The following is an 18,853-nucleotide window of genomic DNA, read 5'->3' on the forward strand; positions in this document are numbered from 1 at the left end:
TACTTTTGCACACGAAGCCCACCACTAAGCGAATTTCTTCGTTTTTTGTTACTATTTTGTTACCCACTGTTAGTAATAGGTGGAATTTTCTTTTGATAATCAGGCTTGTATGCTGCTATGTATATAATATGTGGCAGAATATTTTCAATAGTTGGCAGTTGTGGAAGAAGAGAAAGAAAGAGGAAAAGATGAAATATACTATCGCATAATATAATAAAAATAAGAATATATGAGATTAAGTGATGAATGGTTTACAGCATTGTCGGAAGACGAGTCCGGAAATCTGGTAACAATCTATGGGCGTGATGAACTGACAGAGTTTATCCAATCCGGGAAGTTCAAGGAACGTGTAGAGATCACCTGGAAATATGAAGGGGATGAAAAAGGAATGCCAGACGATGCACTTGCCGAACAAATGGAAAACGTTCAGGAGGCATTGAAGAAAGCCATGGAAAAAGATAAACTGTCTATCCTGACTGCCGTATATACCGGAGCGGGAGAGAAGATTTGGGTATTCTATACCCGTACTGTCCGTGTCTTTGGAGAACGATTGAATGAAGCGTTAGCTTCATTCGAACTGCTTCCTATTTCGATTTATACGGAAATAGACCCTGAATGGGAAGAGTATCTGGATATGTATGAAATGAAGCAGTGGGCTGTCGATTGAAATAATTATACAAAAGACGTCAGACGAAAACTCTTCAAGAGTTTTACAAACCAGCCCCAGGCGGAAGCTAATATACATTTGCCGGAGGTAGATTACCAGCCTGGGGGGCGGGGATGTCCGTTCATCTTGACTATTGTATTTGGAACAATTTTAATATTTTTAGTAGGGCTCTTAATATCTCTATTCGCTGCAAAACATGATAATAAACAGAGTCGTTTTTTGTTACTTTACATGGAATTAATGATGGAATAGGATTAAAACATAAAAAGTTATCTCCTTAAAGAGATAACTTTTTAATTTATATCAAAAAAAGAACAATTGAATTATAGATTACTGCAATCGGATTAATCTGTAAAGCAACTGCTGGATAGCTTCCTGATAATCATCAATGATAGATTGAGAGAATGCTTCAGGGAACAGATCTCTGTGTTTTTCTACATAATTGTAGAAATCCGTTGCATGTTTTACAATGTCCTTCGGTGTTTTGGTTTCAGGAATTGAAATCTGCATGTCACCAACCATGGCGTATGTTGTTTCTGTAATTCTGTCGATCACATCCAATAAAGAAGCGATGGCTTCGTCTAAAGCCATATGTTTAGCGTAGCTACCCGTTCCGGTTACACTCCAGTGGAATAATTTTAAACTACTGTTGAAGGAAAACAGTTCTCCAATAAATGTTGCAAGCTCTTTATTTGAAGTATGAGCTACTTTTTCTTTTTGTTCTGATTTTACTGTTGTACTCATAATTTGTTTATTTATGTTTTGTATGTATATAACATTATTGATGTCGGGGATGTTTACAGGAATATGGAAAAACAGAGTAAGAATATTGATGATAACAATACGTTTATAAATCTTGTTTATATAAGCAACTGATATATAAATAAGATATGGTACATATTAAACTAAAACGAGTTTATGAAGATCCTGATGAGTCGGATGGTTATAGAGTTTTTGTAGACCGTCTGTGGCCAAGGGGAATGAAGAAGGAGGCTCTGCATTATGATTTATGGGAAAAAGCGATAACTCCTTCTCCTGAGTTACGTGAATGGTTTCATCAGGCACCCGATGAGAGATGGAAGCAGTTTGCTGCTTTGTATAAAAAGGAGTTGGCAGGTTCGGATGCCATTAAAAAGCTAGTTGAAGAAATAAAGAAATATCCGGTTGTTACTTTGCTTTATGCTGCCAAGAGCCCGGATCATAATCATGCTTTGATATTGAAAGAGTATTTGGAAAAAGTCGTTTGAGTATTTTGTGATTTGAATAAAGTAAATGCCATCAGAAGTGTATAAAGACATTCCTGATGGCATTTGTTTTATAGAATTATATTTGGAGTCCTTTATTTTGACATCAGATACGACTTGAATGTATCGAATTCTTTGTTTAGTTCGATACTTTGTTTCGTACCTTTCATGAATTCCTGCAATTTAGCCGGAATTTCTATATCTGCTTCCAGGATACGGTCGACTGTATCTTTGAATTTGGCCGGATGGGCTGTTTCCAGAAATAAACCGGTTTCGTCGGCTTCAAGTGCATTTTGTATCAATGCCTGGTAGCCACAAGCACCGTGTGGGTCGAGTAGATATCCATCGTTCTTATATACATATCTGATTGTCTGTTCGATCTCCTCGTCGGTGAAGCGATAGCCGGTGATATGTTGGCATATTTCCTGATGTTTATCTTCATAGATATCGAACAGATCCATGATGCGGGCAAAGTTACTCGGATCGCCGACGTCCATCGCATTTGCAATCGTAGCAACAGAAGGACGCGGGGTGTAAACTCCAGTTTCCAGATATTTGAGGAATACATCATTGCGATTGTTGGCTGCAATAAAGCGTTTAACGGGTAATCCCATCCAGTTGGCAAAAATACCGGCTGTGATATTACCGAAGTTACCGCTGGGAACAGAAATGATCAGATTATCGGCTTTACCGATCTTATCTAATTGTGCATAAGCATTGAAATAGTAAAAGGATTGCGGCAGGAAACGGGCCACATTGATTGAATTGGCAGAGGTCAGTTTCATATGACGGTTCAGTTCCTCATCCATAAAGGCTGATTTAACCAATGCCTGGCAATCGTCGAAAGTTCCGTCTATCTCCAAAGCAGTAATGTTTTGTCCCAATGTTGTGAACTGGCATTCCTGGATCGGACTCACTTTCCCTTTCGGATAAAGCACATATACATGAATACCCGGTACTCCCAGAAATCCGTTGGCTACGGCGCTTCCTGTATCTCCGGAAGTAGCAACCAGTACATTTACTTCGTTCAGGCCTTCCTTTTTGATAAAATACCCCAACAGACGGGCCATAAAACGACCGCCGACATCTTTAAATGCCAACGTTGGACCGTGGAACAATTCAAGACTGTAAATATTGTCATGTACATGTACTACCGGAGTTTCGAATGACAAGGTATCTTTGACAATTTCATCCAGAGTTTCCGGTTCGATATCTTCACCAAAAAAAGCTTGTGCTACCGTACAGGCTATTTCGTGGAAAGACTGATTCTTCATATTATCGATCGTACCTTCATCCAGTCTGGCAATACGTTCGGGCATGTATAATCCTTTGTCGCCCGCCAGGCCTTTCACTACGGCTTCTTCGAGGGTGGCCAACGGAGCTTTTTTGTTTGTGCTGTAATATTTCATAATAATTCCTTTATAAATTCATCTTTTTCAAGTACACCATACTTGCCTTTCAATACGGAGAACTCGTCGAAACAAGTTACTGCATCCGGTTCCTGTCCGGGTTTATAGATCAGGAAAGGAACAGGTGTGTTGGTATGTGTACGGATCGAACAAGGAGTCGGGTGATCGGGGAGTATGGCAATGGCGACCGGTTCGTTCCATTTCTGTAACTCTTCGTAAATAATACGGATGGCCCGCTTGTCAAGATACTCGATTGTTTTTATTTTCAGGTCGACATCTCCTTCGTGTCCGGCTTCATCGCTGGCCTCTACGTGAAGGTAAACGAAATCGTTTGTCTTAAGGGCTTCGAGGGCGGCATACGCTTTGCCCTCATAGTTTGTGTCGTATAAACCGGTAGCTCCTTCCACATTGATCACCTCGAGTCCGGCATAAACACCGATACCGCGGATCAGGTCGACAGCGGAAATAACGGAACCTTTTTCGAATCCGTACATCTCCTGCATGGTCTGCATGGCGGGACGATAACCGGGCGACCAGGGCCAGATACTGTTGGCCGGATCTTTTCCTGCGGCAATCCGTTTGAGGTTTACGGGATGATCCTTTAATATTTCCTGTGATTGCAGGATCAGGTCGTTCAATAGATCGGCTGTCTCTTTTGCTTCAGCAACTTCGGGTTTTACCATTAGAGGACGGAAAGGGTGGAGGGGCACATCGTGCGGGGGAGTGCAGTCCAGTCTTTTATCACCGCCTTTGATCACCAGCAGGTGACGATAAGATACTCCTGTATAGAACTTAACCCGGTCAGAGCCCAGTTTTTCGTTGAGGAATTGTATTAACTCGTCGGCCTCTTCGGTGTGAATATGTCCGGCAGAATGGTTTTTCAGTATCTCTCCTTCCACGCAGATCAGGTTGCAACGCATCGCCATCTCACCCGGTTGGAGGGTGACACCGATACTGGCTGCTTCCAATACACCACGTCCTTCGTATACTTTGGGTAAGTCGTATCCTAATACGGCCATGTTGGCAACTTCGCTACCCGGATGAAAACCGTCGGCAACCGTTTTCATTTGTCCGGTGACTCCCAGTGCAGCCAGCTTGTCCATATAGGGAGTATCTGCATATTGCATGGGGGTCTTGCCTCCAAGTGCCTCGATGGGTTCGTCGGCCATGCCGTCTCCCAGAATTATAATACTTTTCATCTTTATCGAATATTTGCAATGGAGATTATATCGGCAAATACGCCTGCTGCCGTTACGTCGGCTCCGGCGCCATAGCCTTTTATAATCATGGGATATTCGTGATATCTTTCGGTTGAGATCATGATGATGTTGTTGCTGCCTTCCAGTTCGTAGAACGGATGATGGCTGTCTACTTCCTGTAATCCGATTTCGCATGCTCCGTTTTCCATTTTGGCAACGAAGCGGAAACGTTTGTTTTCAGCCTCCAGTTGCTGACGTTTGCTTTCGAATTCGGCATCGACTTCTTTTATCTTACACCAGAACTCATCCAACGATCCTTCAAAGAATTTTTCAGGTATGAATAATTTACGCTGAACATCTTCCTGTTCAACCTTATAGCCTGCTTCGCGTGCCAGGATAACCAGTTTGCGGAGTACGTCTTTGCCACTCAGGTCGATACGTGGATCGGGTTCGGAATATCCTTCCTCTTTAGCCATCAGGATGGCTTTGCTGAAAGGGATATCTGCGCTAAGTGTATTAAATATATAATTTAATGTACCGGAAAGGACTGCTTCCAGTTTCAGGATATGATCTCCACTGTTTATCAAGTCATTCATCGTATTGATGATGGGAAGTCCGGCACCGACGTTTGTTTCGAACAGGAACTTTACACCACGATGACGGGCTGTTTCTTTCAACTTGATATAATTACTGTAAGAAGAGGATGCGGCAACCTTATTAGCGGCCACTACCGAAACGTTGTTATTGAGCAATGTTTCATACAGATCGGAAACGGCTGAATTGGCAGTACAATCAACAAAGACAGAGTTGAAGATATTCATTTTCAGTATCTCTTCCTTCAGATGTTCCGGGGAACTTTCTTCTCCATTTTTCTTTAGTTCGTCGATACAGTTTTCGAGGTTAAGGCCTTCACGCAGGAAGAGAGCCCGTTTACTGTTGGATACTCCTACGACATTCAGTTTCAGTCCGTTCTGTTGCATTAACTTCGGTTGCTGGATGCGGATCTGCTCCAGTAGGTTTCCACCGACAGTTCCCACACCGGCGATGAACAGGTTTAAAACTTTATATTGTGACAGAAAAAAGGAGTCGTGAATGGAGTTCAATGCCTTACGCAGGTACTTGAACTTAATAACGAACGAGATATTGGTTTCGGAAGCCCCCTGGGCACAGGCAATAACGCTGATACCGGCACTACCTAATGTACCGAAAAGTTTTCCGGCAATACCCGGAGTACGTTTCATGTTTTCACCAACGATTGCTACGGTGGCCAGATCTTTTTCTGCTACTGTATCGTTCATATCACCTTGGGCACGTTCCAGTGCGAACTCTTCATCGAGTACCTGCACGGCCAGGTCGGCATCTGCGTTACGGACAGCGAATGTGGTATTGTTTTCAGAACTGGCCTGTGATACCATAAATACGCTGATGCCGCTTTTTGCCAATGTCTTAAAAATACGGTAGTTAACGCCGATCACACCAACCATCCCCAAACCCTGAACGGTGATCAGGCAGGTGTCGTTAATAGAAGAGATACCTTTAATAATGGCTTTACCTTCTTCCTTAACTTTTTCTTTGGAAATATAAGTTCCCGGTGCCTCCGGATTGAATGTGTTCAGGATACGGATCGGAATATTCTTATGATATACCGGATAGATCGTTGGCGGATAGATCACTTTGGCGCCGAAGTTACATAACTCCATTGCTTCGGTGAATGTAAGCCGGTCGATCACATAAGCAGAGCTGATCACACGAGGGTCGGCAGTCATGAAACCATCCACGTCTGTCCATATTTCGAGTACGTTGGCATCGAGGGCAGTAGCCAGGATAGAAGCCGTATAGTCGGAACCACCACGTCCCAGGTTTGTTACTTCCCCGTTTTCCGTGCTCGATGAGATGAAGCCGGGAACCAGCGATACTTTGGGTAGCGGATTGAATGTTTCTTTAATCAGTTGATTGGTCTGTTCGAAGTCGACAATATGCTTATTGAACTGCTTGATCGTTTTGATAAACTTGCGTGAATCAAACAACCGCGCATCTTCGATCACATTCGAAACGATCAGGGAAGAGATATGTTCCCCATAGCTGACGATCGTGTCGGAAGTCTTGGCAGACAAGTCATTGATGAGGTACACACCTTTGAAGATATTCCCCAGTTCGTCCAGCAGGCTCATGACTCTTTTCTGTACTTCTATCCGCTGCATCTTGTCGGGTATAACGCCTTCAATCACGTCCAGGTGGCGTGTTATGATTTCGGAAAACTCCCTTTCATATCCTACATCCCCTTTGGATGCCATGACAGAAGTCGCCAACAACTTGTCTGTGATGCCTCCCAGGGCAGAAACGACAACGATTACAGGCTCTTCAATAGCCTCTACTATCTTCTTTACACTCAGAATACTATTCACAGAACCTACGGACGTTCCGCCGAATTTCAATACTTTCATCGGTATGTATTATTTTAGTTGACAATTGACGGTTGACAATTGACAATTTATTTGTAACTAAATTAATTGATAATAAGAACCGGATGGAACCGGCATAAAGGATGCAATACAAATGATTGCAACAATGCAGGACGTGGCCGCTGCGCTTGTTTATTTGTAAATTCTAACCCCCCAAGGGGTCATCAATGCCCATGTATAATATGCTATACCTGCAATCATTCTTTTCTTTTTCTAGTTTTCATATCTTATTGCAGGGGCAATATTACACATTATTTTTCAAATGCAAGCATTTTTTCAGTAGAAAGTGATAAAATAGTGGAAAGTTGACAGGAAAAGAGGATAGGTTGGTTACTATTGTTTTTTTATTTTCTCTTTTCTCACCCTGCGAAGCCAGAAAACCGGGAGGATACAAATCATTGTGACGATGAATGCGATGTAGAAATCGTCGTTGATGCCGCCGATGTATGCTTCGAGTTCGAGTCGTTTGATTATGAGTTGTTCGGCCAGGGAGCGGGCGGACTGTTCGGTGGCTCCGGCGGTTTGTGAGGCGAAGGCACTTAGCTTGTCAATGGTCTGCTGATAGACTTCTCCGGTATAGTTCAAGGCTTCGCTATAACGTTGGGTATGATAGCTGGTACGCGCGGTAAGCATGTGGCTGAAGATTGCAACGCCGAAGCTACCACCCATCTGGCGGACGATATTGGTGATGCTGGATGCCTGTGCCATCATATCCACTCCGATTTTAGCCAGCGACAAGGTTAATAACGGGGTAAAAAGTATTCCCATGCCGACACCGCGCAGGTAAAGACTCAGCATGATATACCATTTCTCCGTAAGAAAAGAAAGGTAAAAGTTGAGATAGAAGCTGAGTGACATCAGGATCAGTCCGGCGGCAATCAGTATCTTCGGGTTGATCTTCTGCCCTAAAGCACCGGCTGCGGGCGAACAGAAACCCTGGATGATCCCCACCGGGATAAAGAACATACCGGCCTGAAACGCTGAATATCCCAGGTTGTTTTGCAGATAAAGAGGGATCAGGAACGTACTTCCGAACATTCCGATGCCGAATATGAACATCATCAGGTTGGAGAGTGCGAAATTACGATCTTTGAATATACGCAGGTTGATAAGCGGATATTTCACAGTCAGTTCGAAGTAGATGAACAGAATAAACACGACAGCCGATATCCACATGGAGCCTAATACTATCGGGCTGTTCCATCCCTGTGTGTTGGTCGATGAGTTTACTTCCGACAGGCCGTACATGAACAAAGGAAGAAAGATACCGGATGTAATAAATCCCGGTATGTCGAAAGGCTGTACCGTCTGCGCTTTATACTCTTTCTGCAAAATAGCCGTAAAGAACAAGGCTAGTGCCCCGACCGGAACGTTTACATAAAATATATAGTTCCAGTTCATATTATCTACCAGGTAACCCCCGATAGACGGGCCGAACGATACCGATGCTGCCGAAGCGATCGCCCAGAACCCCAGCGCCATCCCTCGTTGTTCGGGAGGGAATACATTGCTCACGATAGCCATACCCACCGGCATGATAGCCCCGCAGCCGAGTCCTTCGATCACGCGCCAGAAGATTAATTCCTCGATAGAGGTGGAGTTGCCGCACATGAACGAGCCGAAAGTAAAGACCAACAGGGAGAGGAAATAAATCTTTTTATATCCGAAGCGGTCGGATAACCAGGCAGCTGCCGGAAGGATACTGGCGATTGCCAGCATATAACCGGTAAGTACCCATTCGGCCGTATTGATACTCGCCCCGAGTGTACCCATAATGGCAGGCAGCCCGGTGTTGACAACGGTCGAGTCGAGCACAGCCATGAATGTACCGATCATAATATTGCCCAGTACCAGCCATTTATAGGAACTGTTGCTTGTGTTATCCGTCTTATCCATCACTTTGACTTTTCCTTTTCGATCTTAACGGTTGCAGACATTCCGGAGACAAGTTTTGGCTTTTCTACTTTGTCTTTTTTCCCTACGGCTTTGTCGATGGATATTTTCAGAGGGATACGTTGTGCTACTTTCGTATAATTACCCGAAGCATTGTTGGGAGGGATAAGTGAAAACTCCGAGGCTGTATTTGTACCTATATAGAAAATCTTTCCGGAGAAGGTCAGGTCGGGGAAGGCGTCGAGCGTGAAGATTGCCGGTTGTCCCATCCTGATGTGGTCGAATTTAGTCTCTTCAAGATAGACGGCAACCCACAGGTCTTTCCCTTCGTTGATGGTGAAAAGCGTTTGTCCTGGTTGGATGATATCGCCGGGCAGCGACCAGCGTTTAGCTATCACCCCGTCGACCGGAGCTGTGATCCGGTAATATCCCAGGGATACGCGGGTGGACTCGATAGCGGCATTTGCCGAAACGATAGCTGCTTCTCCGGCAGCGATCCGTGCCTGCGATATCTTGATCTGATTTTTGGCAACGTCCACTTTGATGGCGGCACTTTTATAGGTATCTTCCGTATTCTGGAATGTCTCCTGCGAAACAGCATCACTTCCGTATAACTTTTTGTCGCGGCGGTAGTTTACTTCAGCCTGATGATAGTCTATCTCTGCCAGGCTCAGGTTCTTGATCGCCGTGTTGAGATTCTCTTTATCCAGTTTCAGGTTGGCAACCATTTCCTCCCGGCGTGCAACGGCTTCCTGCAATTGGGCAACAACCGTACTGCTATTCAGTTCGGCCAGGATCGTACCGGCTTTCACCGTATCGCCTTCCCAGGCATACTGTTTAAGCATCGGAGCCATGACTTGCGCCGCAACGCTAACCCGGAAACTGTCGAGGTTTGCATCGTCGGTCGATATATATTTGCGGTAGTTCCACCACCAAAGGAAAGCAATGCCAACAGCAACAATCAGTATGACGATAAGCCATACCATACTATTGCCCGATGTTTTTTTAGAGGGACTTACTGTATCCATAGTTTTGACGTATATTTATTGCATAAAACAAATAAAATATACAAAGGTTCAGAGTTTCTACCGTGCAGACTAATGTTTCTTCTGATGCTGTAACAGCCAGTCAAAGATCTCATTATCTTTATAAAGGTATTGAATGCCATGTCCCTCGCCGGGTAAGCGGGTGAATTTTATATGGCCGTACGTTTCGAGCTTGCTTACGACCCTTTCCGTTTCATTTATCGGGATCATATCATCTGCCGTTCCGTGGAATGTCCAGATGGGAAGATGTTTCAGGCTGCTGATTTTAGCAGTGTCGCTATCGTTTACACCACCGCACAGGGGGGCAATCGCGGCAAACCTGTCGGGATAGTCCAACGCTACCTGCCAGGTGCCGAAACCACCGTTACTGATACCGGTCACATAGATCCGGGTTGTGTCGATCCGGCATTTTGAAGTTAATTCGGCATACAATGAATCGAACCAATTCTCGGTTGTCCAGTATTTGTTTTGTGGACACTGTGGGGAGGCTATGATGAAATCGTATTCATATCCCTGTTCTATATAATAAGGAATTCCATAGGCTTTCAGTTTATTCAGGTCGTTCCCGTTCTGTGCACCGCCGCCCAGGTAGATAACCAACGGGTAATCCTTGTTGTTCGTTGGATAATCTTTCGGAAGATAGAGTAGGTACGGGTAATCCGCTTTAGGTTTTTGCGGCGTTTGTCCATCCGCTTTCATATCGAAAACGAAGAGTATAATCAGGATGGAAAGGAATAGTTTGTTCATCTGTAAATATTTTAGGCTTATGCCTGAACGTAGGGTGTTTTTATCGTATAGCTTCTTTTAATATGATTAATGCATTGACATAGTCATTTTCTAATATGATAGTCAAATCTTTGAAATATAAATCTTCTGTCAATATATTTGTTTCTATATCATACATTTGCAACCGACCGCTCTTTGATGATATGATCTTACTTTCTGTGTTATCATGTCTGATCCCGGGAGATTGTATTTTCAGGTATCTATTCTTTTTCTCTTGAAGTACATATACAGTGGCATTATTCAAGTGTCTATCATTATTATCAGTAAAATCGCTTTCTGCTATTTCAAATAGAGTGCCACAATTATTGAATATAGGTTTCACCTGTTCATTATTCCATTTTAAAATTCGTCCCCATAAAGAAGGCTCGTATAGATTAATGGTGTAATCCAGTAATTCCGCATTGCTGCATTTCCCATGTCCCGGGACGACGATTTCGGCATTTCCATATAATTCTTTTACCCGTTTGATGGTATTAGACCATTCTCGCAGATTGGCATCTTCTATGTTTCCATACCATCCTTTGCTCCGTACTTCATTACCTCCAAAAAGAATTTTCTCGTTCGGCATCCATACGACAATACCGTCGCTTGTGTGTGCTTCTCCCAGATAATGACAAATTAGTTTGCCTTTTCCTACTGTCAGTTCCATTCTGGGGTTAAATCCTTTTTCAGGAATTGGTAGATTTCTATTTTGTGCTATTGTCCTGGTTCCTTCGTATGCATAGGAAGGAATGCCCGCTTTTTTAATTGTCTTTAATCCGCCCATAGCATCTGGATGCCAACGGTCGACAATACAACCGATAATCTGTGCTTTTAAATTTTTGTGGATATAGTTTATTAGGTTATTCGTTTCTTCATCATTTTCTGGAGTAGAGATAATAATGGCCTTTTTGTCATTTACATATACAATGCCATTATTATCATTCTCGGTATGTATATACACATGTTTATTTAATTCTATCAGATGTAATTTCTCGCTTACTCTGATTGTGTCAGCAAAACAATCGGGTAAAATGGCCAACAAGCAGCCCAGTAATAATATTTTTAGGTATAATCCGTATGTATTCATTTTAAAATGTTGTTAATTAGATTGAGATTTTTGTTATTAACGAATTCTACCTTTTTCCATATCTTCCCGGCTCTTGCTCTGGGTCACCAGATAAACCCCTACGAAAACGAGGACAGCCGAGAATGCTTTTTGGAAGGAAAATGTATCTTGTCCCACCATAACGGTTATCAGCGAGGCGATGATCGGTTGTACATAATTATACATACTCACCGTTGTCGGACGAATACGTTTCAATGACATCGGTATCAACAGGTAAGGAATAAATGTGGCGCCTATCAGGACAAAGCTGATCGCCCCGATCTCTTTCATATCGAATACTTCCCGTTGAAAAGCGGGTGTTTCAAGCACATGCCGGTAAGTGAAGGGCAACAATACGAGTGTGGAAAAAAGAAACATCCACTTCATCATCGTCACGGCCGAGTAACGTAAACTCAACGGTTTGGATAGAACCAGGTAGATAGAATAGATGATTGCACTGGTCGTGATCATCAGGTTTCCGGTGAGTCCGCTGGCCTGTCCTGAGTTATGTGTGGAGGCTAATATTAAGGAAATACCACCGCTGCAGCCTAATAATACACCGAAAGCCTTCATCTTCGTAATCGGTTCTTTCAAAATAACGGCAGCCAACAGCATAACGAAGATGGGAACGGCTGTGGCGATTATGGAAGCATCTACCGGAGACGTGCGGTTCAGCCCGATAATAAACAACCCCTGGTTGAACCCGACCCCGCAAAGGGCACAGACGAAAAGCAGACCCAGGTCTTTCATCGTCACCTTTTCCCGTTTCACAAAGAGGGATGCTATCCAAAACAGCAGGCAAGCGGAACTCATTCGCATGATAGTCAGTGCTTCGGGCTGAACATGTGTCGGCAGCAAGTACTTAGATATGGGCATATTGATAGCGAATAGTATATTGGCTATCAGGATCAGTATGTGACCCTTTAATTTTTCAGAGTTCATTCTTTTGCTGTTTTATGCAATGCAAATGTAGTGATATTTATTAAACGCACAATTAGGTTTCATCTTTCACGGTAATAACATCTTTTATCTTGGTTTCATGAATTTATCGTATCTTTGTATACCTAATAATATGATAAAAAGAATATCAATGAAACCGACCCGAATAATCGAGATATGTGCCAACTCGGCACAAAGCTGTGTGGAGGCTGAAGCCGGAGGAGCTAAACGTGTGGAACTTTGTGCCGGCATACCGGAAGGGGGGACCACCCCGAGTTATGGCGAGATCAAAACAGCCCAGGGGCTCACTTCGTCGATCGATATAAACGTAATCATCCGTCCGCGTGGTGGCGACTTCCTATACACTCCGGCAGAAATAGACTCTATGTTGCTCGATATTGAATTATGTAAACAATTGAAGGTACATGGTGTCGTGTTCGGATGCCTGACGAAAGAGGGCGATATCGACGTCCCCCTCATGCGTCGTCTGATGGAGGCCGCCAAGCCATTATCCGTCACTTGCCACCGGGCTTTTGATGTCTGCCGTGATCCGTTTGCCGCTTTGGAACAACTGATCGAGTTGGGTTGCGACCGTATTCTTACTTCCGGCCAGCAATCGGATGCCGTGAAAGGTATCCCCCTCATCACCGAACTGGTGAAGCGTGCCGACGGACGTATCATTATCATGCCGGGATGCGGCGTGCGCGAGAATAATATCGCCCGGATCGAAGCCGAAACTGGAGCGAAGGAGTTCCATACCTCTGCCCGTAGTATCGTGTACAGCAAGATGGAGTACCGGAACGAAAATGTCCCGATGGGTAGCAGTATCGTTTCTTCTGAGTTTGAAACAGTGGAAACCGACCGGAATAAAGTGGCCGCTTACATCTGATATGGAATGAAACACCGGCTATCCTTTGTTACCCTTTTTCTGTCACTCTGTGCCTTCTGTCATGCACAGCAGGATTCTATTGTCCCGTTCAAAGATGCCTACAAGCGCATCTATAATATAACGAAAGTGACGGGAACGAAGCCGGTGATGGACGGACGCCTGGACGAAGATTTCTGGATGAAACAAGGGGAGTGGTCCGACCGCTTTGTCCAGATCATCCCTTACGAACGCGGTATACCGGATTCCCCGACCCGTGTCAAATTGTTTTACGATAATAAATACATCTACGTAGGCGTCTATTGTAAAGATATCCGCCCGGATAAGATGATCCCTTTTATCGGGAACCGGGATGATAACAGCATGGGTGATCTGATCAGCGTGGCTTTCGACACCTATCATGATTACCGGGCCGCTCCCGAATTCAACATCAACCTGGGAGGAAACAAGACCGACCTGGTCGTAACCGATAAATTGAATGTCAACCTCAGCTGGAACGCAGTCTGGGAAGGGAAGACACATATCAACCTGCCGGATTCGAGCTGGACGGCCGAGTTGCGCATCCCGTTCAGCCAGCTTCGCTATAACCAACTTTCAGAAGATGGGATATGGGGACTTCATGTGCGCCGTATCATCCGCCGGAACAACGAAGTACAGAACTGGAGCATGATCCCTTTGAAGAACAACGGTCATGTCTTTTCCTTCGGTGAAATGCACGGGATGACCGATCTACCCAAACCGCGAGGCATCGAGTTTCTCCCCTATGTGATGGGGAAATACCGCAATGAACCGAAGATACCCGGAAGTCCTTACCAGAAGGGGCATAGCTGGGGAGGGAATGTCGGCCTCGACGCCAAGTTCGCCCTTTCCGATTTTACGCTGGATCTGACGATCAACCCGGATTACGGGCAAGTCGAACTCGACCCTTCGGTGATGAACCTGACCGCTTACGAAACCTTTTATGACGAGAAGCGTCCTTTCTTCCTGGAAGGAAAACACATCCTCGATTTTGCCAACGGCAACGATATGATGTTTTACACCCGCCGTATCGGAGCAGCCCCTTCATATACCCCGCAAGGGATAGACAATATAAACAGTTTTGCCGACAGCAAGGAGAACGTTCCGATTATCGGTGCCCTGAAATTGACAGGCACGAATCGGCGGGGGGTGACGATCGGAGTGGTGCAGAGCGTCACAGCCCGTTCGTCGGCCAAGGTGACCCGTAGTGGGGTGGAAGATATCGAAGTGGTGGAACCCCTGACCAATTACACCGTGGCCCGTGTCCAGAAAAACTGGAAAGGAAACAGCCTGCTGGGAGGAATGATTACCTCTGTCAACCGGGCCTTGGATCAACCTTACCTGGAGGATTTCATGGTGCGCAACGCCTTTACCGCCGGTATCGATTTTACCCAGTATTTTAAGAACCGGCTTTATTATATCGATGTGAAAGGAATGGTCAGCTCGCTGAACGGTAGCAAGGAGGCGATTACCCTCCTGCAAACGAACCCGGTGCATTATTATCAGCGGACATCGGCAGCCGGCTACCTGGGAGTCGATCCGGACCGCCGTTCTTTGAACGGAACGGGCGGATATGTGAAAGTCGGGCGAAAGGGAAATGCCAAATGGGCTTTCTCGGAAACATTCAGTTGGTCGTCCCCCGGTTTCGACCTCAATGATATGGGATATATGAAGGAAACCGATAACCGGACGAATGAGACGGAGATTGCTTACCGACAGACCGATATCTGGAAAATATTCCGTTATAACGCTTTTACCGTTACCCAGAAAAATCAATGGAATTACGGCGGTACGCCTTTTAGTAACGACCTAGCTCTCCGCTGGCAGAGTATGACGATGAACCGTTACGAAATGGATATGAAAGAAACCTTTGTCTGGAACCGTCTCGACAGCCGTATGCTTCGTGGAGGCCCCGATATGCGTTTCGATCCTTATTTCCAGACCTCCGTAAAAGTCAATACGGATAAGGCCCGGCGGATGATGTTCATGCTCAAATATGAAGGTAATCATAACCTCGACGGATATAACCGCTTCAATACGTTGATGCCGAGCCTTACCTTCCGCTTGGGAAACCATGTCTACTTATCCGGACAGGTGGATTACGCCTGGAATACAGACAACATGCAGTATGTCGGAACATTACTGCCCTCGGATGCATCCGCCTCCCCGGGCGATCCTTCGCTGATCTACCTGATGGGGCATATGAAGCAGAAAACGTATGGATTGACTATGAAGTTGCAGGTAAATGTCACTCCGGATATTTCCATCCAGTTCTATGGTTCTCCGTTTACGTCGACGGCAAAGTTCAGCGACTTCAAGGCGGCGGCCGATACCCGTTCGCATACTTACGTCAACCGTTTCCACCTCTTTACTGCGGACGAGATCAGTTATGCCGGATTCACAAATCCAGATTTCAGTTTTAATGAATTTCGTTCCAACCTCGTGGCACGGTGGGAGTATCTACCGGGATCTACACTTTATTTTGTATGGGAACACCGTATGTCTAACCAGGATAACCGGATGGTAAGCGGCTGGGGAAGTAACCTCGACCGGATGTTCGGTCTTCCGGCTACCAATACTTTTATGCTGAAGATGAATTACTGGTTCAATTTGTAGCCTGATCTCTTCTACCATATATATATAATTAGTATCTTTACAAAACTAAAATGACAGATCATGGAAGAAGAACCTAAAAGACTTACCCGTTCGAATAACGGAATGATTGCGGGTGTATGTGCCGGCATAGCGGATTACTTTGATTTAGATCCGACGCTGGTCCGTGTGGGATACATCCTGTTGAGTCTATTTACAATGTTTTCCGGAGTGATAGCCTATTTTATCCTTTGGTTGGTTATACCTAAAAAGACTTTTTATTAAGAATGAATTTTGAATTATCTTCACCATTCAGCCCTACGGGAGATCAGCCGGAAGCAATAGCGGCTCTTACGGAGGGCATAGAGAGTGGTGTGCCTTTCCAGACACTGCTCGGTGTTACTGGTTCCGGGAAAACCTTTACTATTGCCAACGTTATTAAAGAGGTGCAACGGCCTACGCTGATATTGAGTCATAACAAGACGCTGGCAGCCCAGCTGTATAGCGAGTTTAAGGCCTTCTTTCCTAACAATGCCGTGGAATATTTTGTCTCATACTACGATTATTATCAGCCGGAAGCCTATTTGCCTTCTTCCGATACCTATATCGAGAAAGACTTGCAGATCAACGAGGAAATTGATAAACTCCGCTTGCGTACGACCGCATCTCTGTTGTCGGGCAGGAAGGATGTGATCGTAGTTTCTTCCGTCTCCTGCCTCTACGGTATGGCAGACCCGACGGCTTTTGCCGAGAAGGTGACTCATCTGGAGAAAGGGATGCAGATCGACCGCGATAAGTTATTGCGGCGTTTTGTCGATGCGTTGTATGTGAACAATAAACTGGAGTTTAATAGCGGCTGTTTCCGTGTGAACGGTGATACGGTCGATATCTTCCCCGCCATCGAAACATTCGACGGTGTGGCTTACCGCATAGAGTTTTGGGGAGACGAGATCGACCGCTTGTCCTCTTTCGATCCGAAGACAGGGCAGGAGATAGACGAGCAGGATGAACTGAACATCTATCCGACCAACCTGTTCGTCACCACCCAGGAACGTATCAACGCAGCCATCGGCCAGATAGATGTCGACCTCGGTACGCAGGTGAACTTCCTGAAAGAGATAGGCAAACATTATGAAGCGAAACGTCTGTACGAACGTGTCACTTTCGACCTCGAGATGATCCGTGAGTTGGGGCATTGTTCCGGGATAGAGAATTATTCCCGTTATTTTGACGGACGTATGGCCGGAGATCGTCCCTACTGCCTGCTCGACTATTTCCCGAAAGACTTTATGCTGGTTGTCGATGAAAGCCATGTGACGATCCCGCAGATCCGTGCGATGTACGGAGGCGACTATTCGCGTAAAAAGAACCTGGTAGAGTATGGTTTCCGTCTGCCCGCTGCTATGGATAACCGTCCGCTAATGTTCGATGAGTTTGAATCGCTTACCCCGTTGGCCATTTACGTCAGTGCAACTCCTGCCGATTACGAGTTGGAGAAGAGCGAAGGTATCGTGGTGGATCAGGTGATCCGTCCGACCGGACTTCTTGACCCGGTGATCGAAGTGCGCCCGACTTTGAATCAGATCGATGATCTGATGGAAGAGATCATCCAGCGCTCGGCTATCGATGAACGTGTGTTGGTGACAACCCTTACCAAGCGGATGGCAGAAGAGTTGACTTCTTATCTGACCCGTATGGGAATACGTTGTAACTATATCCATAGTGATGTCGATACGTTGGATCGTATTCAGATCATGGATGATTTGAGGAAAGGACTTTTTGATGTCCTGATTGGGGTCAACCTGTTGCGTGAGGGGCTCGACTTGCCGGAAGTCTCTTTGGTTGCTATCCTGGATGCCGATAAAGAAGGCTTCCTCCGTTCCCACCGTTCTCTGACGCAGACAGCCGGACGTGCTGCCCGTAACGTGAACGGAAAGGTCATCTTCTATGCCGATAAGATAACAGCGAGTATGAAACTGACGATGGACGAAACAACCCGTCGCCGCGAAAAACAGTTGGCATACAATGAACTGCATGGCATCACTCCTAAGCAGGTAGTAAAAAATAGTGTCTCCCTCTTGGGGGAAAAACAGCAGGCTACCGCGGAACCGTATGCTTATATCGAACCGGAACCAAGCTTGGTTGCCGATCCGGTTGTCCAGTATATGAACCGTTCGCAGCTTGAAAAGGCCATCGAACGAACCAAGAAGCAAATGACCGAAGCTGCCAAGAAGCTTGACTTTATCGAGGCAGCACAGTTTAGGGATGAGCTGATTAAGTTGGAAGACCAGTTGAAAACTAAAGTATAGAAATAATTGAACCTACTTTTGGCTTGATCCAAAAGTAGTCAAAAGATCAAGGCTGCACCAGGTTCGCTACTCCGCATCCTACGTTCGCTGTCGCCTCCGAACTCGCTTCGCTCAGACAGCGGATGCTCCGGCCGCTTACTCCGGCTGCTGCGTTTAACGCTCGCCAGCTGAGGCCTTTCATAGGAAGCGGAGCTTCCTCTTAGGATTGCCGATACTGTCAGTTAAAGTCGAAAACACCTGTTGTATTATAAAGGTGTCGGTATCGGCCATCCCCAAAGAACGCTTTGCGTTCTCTGAAAGGCCTTCGGCGGGTGAG

The 18,853-nt window shown here is 45.3% G+C and carries 16 protein-coding genes; 6 read left to right on the forward strand and 10 right to left on the reverse strand.

What is annotated here, in order from left to right:
• The first annotated feature begins 229 nt into the window (after nt 1-229).
• Nucleotides 230-667, forward strand: coding sequence for a DUF695 domain-containing protein (locus M1P97_RS01645; RefSeq protein WP_249388212.1), 438 nt, complete (start codon nt 230-232; stop codon nt 665-667).
• Between the two features lie 330 nt (nt 668-997).
• On the opposite strand, the gene M1P97_RS01650 is transcribed toward M1P97_RS01645, so the two are convergent.
• Nucleotides 998-1,411: a DUF5856 family protein gene (locus M1P97_RS01650; RefSeq protein WP_195374993.1), complete on the reverse strand. Its 414-nt coding sequence runs from the start codon at nt 1,409-1,411 to the stop codon at nt 998-1,000.
• A 146-nt stretch (nt 1,412-1,557) separates the two neighbouring features.
• On the opposite strand from M1P97_RS01650, the gene M1P97_RS01655 reads away from it, so the two are divergent.
• Nucleotides 1,558-1,914, forward strand: coding sequence for a DUF488 domain-containing protein (locus M1P97_RS01655; protein WP_249388213.1), 357 nt, complete (start codon nt 1,558-1,560; stop codon nt 1,912-1,914).
• A gap of 92 nt (nt 1,915-2,006) precedes the next feature.
• Here M1P97_RS01655 and thrC read toward each other — a convergent pair whose 3' ends face one another.
• The 8 genes from thrC to M1P97_RS01695 form a co-directional block, all read right to left on the reverse strand.
• On the reverse strand, nt 2,007-3,320 hold the full coding sequence (gene thrC / locus M1P97_RS01660) for a threonine synthase (RefSeq protein ID WP_249388214.1): 1,314 nt from the start codon (nt 3,318-3,320) through the stop codon (nt 2,007-2,009).
• Nucleotides 3,317-4,519 carry a cofactor-independent phosphoglycerate mutase gene (locus M1P97_RS01665; protein WP_249388215.1) on the reverse strand — a complete coding sequence of 401 codons (1,203 nt, stop codon included), beginning with the start codon at nt 4,517-4,519 and terminating at the stop codon, nt 3,317-3,319. Before M1P97_RS01665 ends, thrC begins: the two co-directional genes overlap by 4 nt.
• Nucleotides 4,520-4,521: 2 nt before the next feature.
• Nucleotides 4,522-6,963, reverse strand: coding sequence for a bifunctional aspartate kinase/homoserine dehydrogenase I (thrA, locus tag M1P97_RS01670; RefSeq protein WP_249388216.1), 2,442 nt, complete (start codon nt 6,961-6,963; stop codon nt 4,522-4,524).
• 351 nt (nt 6,964-7,314) lie between these two features.
• Entirely contained in the window at nt 7,315-8,877 is a 1,563-nt protein-coding gene (locus tag M1P97_RS01675; RefSeq protein ID WP_249388217.1) for a DHA2 family efflux MFS transporter permease subunit, read from the reverse strand.
• Complete coding sequence (locus tag M1P97_RS01680; protein ID WP_249388218.1) at nt 8,877-9,902, reverse strand: HlyD family secretion protein; 1,026 nt, start codon at nt 9,900-9,902, stop codon at nt 8,877-8,879. The genes M1P97_RS01675 and M1P97_RS01680 overlap by 1 nt, the downstream gene beginning before the upstream one ends.
• Nucleotides 9,903-9,971: 69 nt before the next feature.
• The gene (locus tag M1P97_RS01685) at nt 9,972-10,667 is read right to left on the reverse strand and encodes a carboxylesterase family protein (protein ID WP_195374977.1); all 696 of its coding nucleotides are present in this window, start codon (nt 10,665-10,667) and stop codon (nt 9,972-9,974) included.
• A 40-nt stretch (nt 10,668-10,707) separates the two neighbouring features.
• Nucleotides 10,708-11,775, reverse strand: a complete 1,068-nt coding sequence (bla, locus tag M1P97_RS01690; RefSeq protein ID WP_249388219.1) for a subclass B1 metallo-beta-lactamase, long type — start codon at nt 11,773-11,775, stop codon at nt 10,708-10,710.
• A 36-nt stretch (nt 11,776-11,811) separates the two neighbouring features.
• The gene (locus M1P97_RS01695) at nt 11,812-12,735 is read right to left on the reverse strand and encodes a DMT family transporter (RefSeq protein ID WP_195374975.1); all 924 of its coding nucleotides are present in this window, start codon (nt 12,733-12,735) and stop codon (nt 11,812-11,814) included.
• Nucleotides 12,736-12,883: 148 nt separating this feature from the next.
• On the opposite strand from M1P97_RS01695, the gene M1P97_RS01700 reads away from it, so the two are divergent.
• Genes M1P97_RS01700 through uvrB form a run of 4 tightly spaced genes read left to right on the forward strand, consistent with a single transcriptional unit; the run spans nt 12,884 to nt 18,537 of the window.
• Nucleotides 12,884-13,621, forward strand: a complete 738-nt coding sequence (locus tag M1P97_RS01700) for a copper homeostasis protein CutC (protein ID WP_195374974.1) — start codon at nt 12,884-12,886, stop codon at nt 13,619-13,621.
• A gap of 6 nt (nt 13,622-13,627) precedes the next feature.
• The gene (locus M1P97_RS01705; RefSeq protein ID WP_249388220.1) at nt 13,628-16,252 is read left to right on the forward strand and encodes a DUF5916 domain-containing protein; all 2,625 of its coding nucleotides are present in this window, start codon (nt 13,628-13,630) and stop codon (nt 16,250-16,252) included.
• A gap of 60 nt (nt 16,253-16,312) precedes the next feature.
• Nucleotides 16,313-16,513: a PspC domain-containing protein gene (locus M1P97_RS01710; protein ID WP_075558188.1), complete on the forward strand. Its 201-nt coding sequence runs from the start codon at nt 16,313-16,315 to the stop codon at nt 16,511-16,513.
• A 2-nt stretch (nt 16,514-16,515) separates the two neighbouring features.
• On the forward strand, nt 16,516-18,537 hold the full coding sequence (gene uvrB / locus M1P97_RS01715) for an excinuclease ABC subunit UvrB (RefSeq protein WP_195374972.1): 2,022 nt from the start codon (nt 16,516-16,518) through the stop codon (nt 18,535-18,537).
• A 46-nt stretch (nt 18,538-18,583) separates the two neighbouring features.
• Here uvrB and M1P97_RS26235 read toward each other — a convergent pair whose 3' ends face one another.
• Nucleotides 18,584-18,718, reverse strand: coding sequence for a hypothetical protein (locus M1P97_RS26235; RefSeq protein WP_262923212.1), 135 nt, complete (start codon nt 18,716-18,718; stop codon nt 18,584-18,586).
• Nucleotides 18,719-18,853 lie beyond the last annotated feature (135 nt).

Source organism: Parabacteroides leei (assembly GCF_023369805.1).
Lineage (GTDB): Bacteria > Bacteroidota > Bacteroidia > Bacteroidales > Tannerellaceae > Parabacteroides > Parabacteroides leei.

What these genes read in the sequence shown, in the direction of transcription:
- thrA (WP_249388216.1), bottom strand. Translation starts at nt 6,963, where the DNA reads ATGAAAGTATTGAAATTCGGCGGAACGTCCGTAGGTTCTGTGAATAGT.
- thrC (WP_249388214.1), bottom strand. Translation starts at nt 3,320, where the DNA reads ATGAAATATTACAGCACAAACAAAAAAGCTCCGTTGGCCACCCTCGAA.
- M1P97_RS01700 (WP_195374974.1), top strand. Translation starts at nt 12,884, where the DNA reads ATGAAACCGACCCGAATAATCGAGATATGTGCCAACTCGGCACAAAGC.
- uvrB (WP_195374972.1), top strand. Translation starts at nt 16,516, where the DNA reads ATGAATTTTGAATTATCTTCACCATTCAGCCCTACGGGAGATCAGCCG.
- M1P97_RS01650 (WP_195374993.1), bottom strand. Translation starts at nt 1,411, where the DNA reads ATGAGTACAACAGTAAAATCAGAACAAAAAGAAAAAGTAGCTCATACT.
- M1P97_RS01710 (WP_075558188.1), top strand. Translation starts at nt 16,313, where the DNA reads ATGGAAGAAGAACCTAAAAGACTTACCCGTTCGAATAACGGAATGATT.
- M1P97_RS01675 (WP_249388217.1), bottom strand. Translation starts at nt 8,877, where the DNA reads ATGGATAAGACGGATAACACAAGCAACAGTTCCTATAAATGGCTGGTA.
- bla (WP_249388219.1), bottom strand. Translation starts at nt 11,775, where the DNA reads ATGAATACATACGGATTATACCTAAAAATATTATTACTGGGCTGCTTG.
- M1P97_RS01685 (WP_195374977.1), bottom strand. Translation starts at nt 10,667, where the DNA reads ATGAACAAACTATTCCTTTCCATCCTGATTATACTCTTCGTTTTCGAT.
- M1P97_RS01705 (WP_249388220.1), top strand. Translation starts at nt 13,628, where the DNA reads ATGAAACACCGGCTATCCTTTGTTACCCTTTTTCTGTCACTCTGTGCC.
- M1P97_RS01665 (WP_249388215.1), bottom strand. Translation starts at nt 4,519, where the DNA reads ATGAAAAGTATTATAATTCTGGGAGACGGCATGGCCGACGAACCCATC.
- M1P97_RS01645 (WP_249388212.1), top strand. Translation starts at nt 230, where the DNA reads ATGAGATTAAGTGATGAATGGTTTACAGCATTGTCGGAAGACGAGTCC.
- M1P97_RS01655 (WP_249388213.1), top strand. Translation starts at nt 1,558, where the DNA reads ATGGTACATATTAAACTAAAACGAGTTTATGAAGATCCTGATGAGTCG.
- M1P97_RS01695 (WP_195374975.1), bottom strand. Translation starts at nt 12,735, where the DNA reads ATGAACTCTGAAAAATTAAAGGGTCACATACTGATCCTGATAGCCAAT.
- M1P97_RS26235 (WP_262923212.1), bottom strand. Translation starts at nt 18,718, where the DNA reads ATGAAAGGCCTCAGCTGGCGAGCGTTAAACGCAGCAGCCGGAGTAAGC.
- M1P97_RS01680 (WP_249388218.1), bottom strand. Translation starts at nt 9,902, where the DNA reads ATGGATACAGTAAGTCCCTCTAAAAAAACATCGGGCAATAGTATGGTA.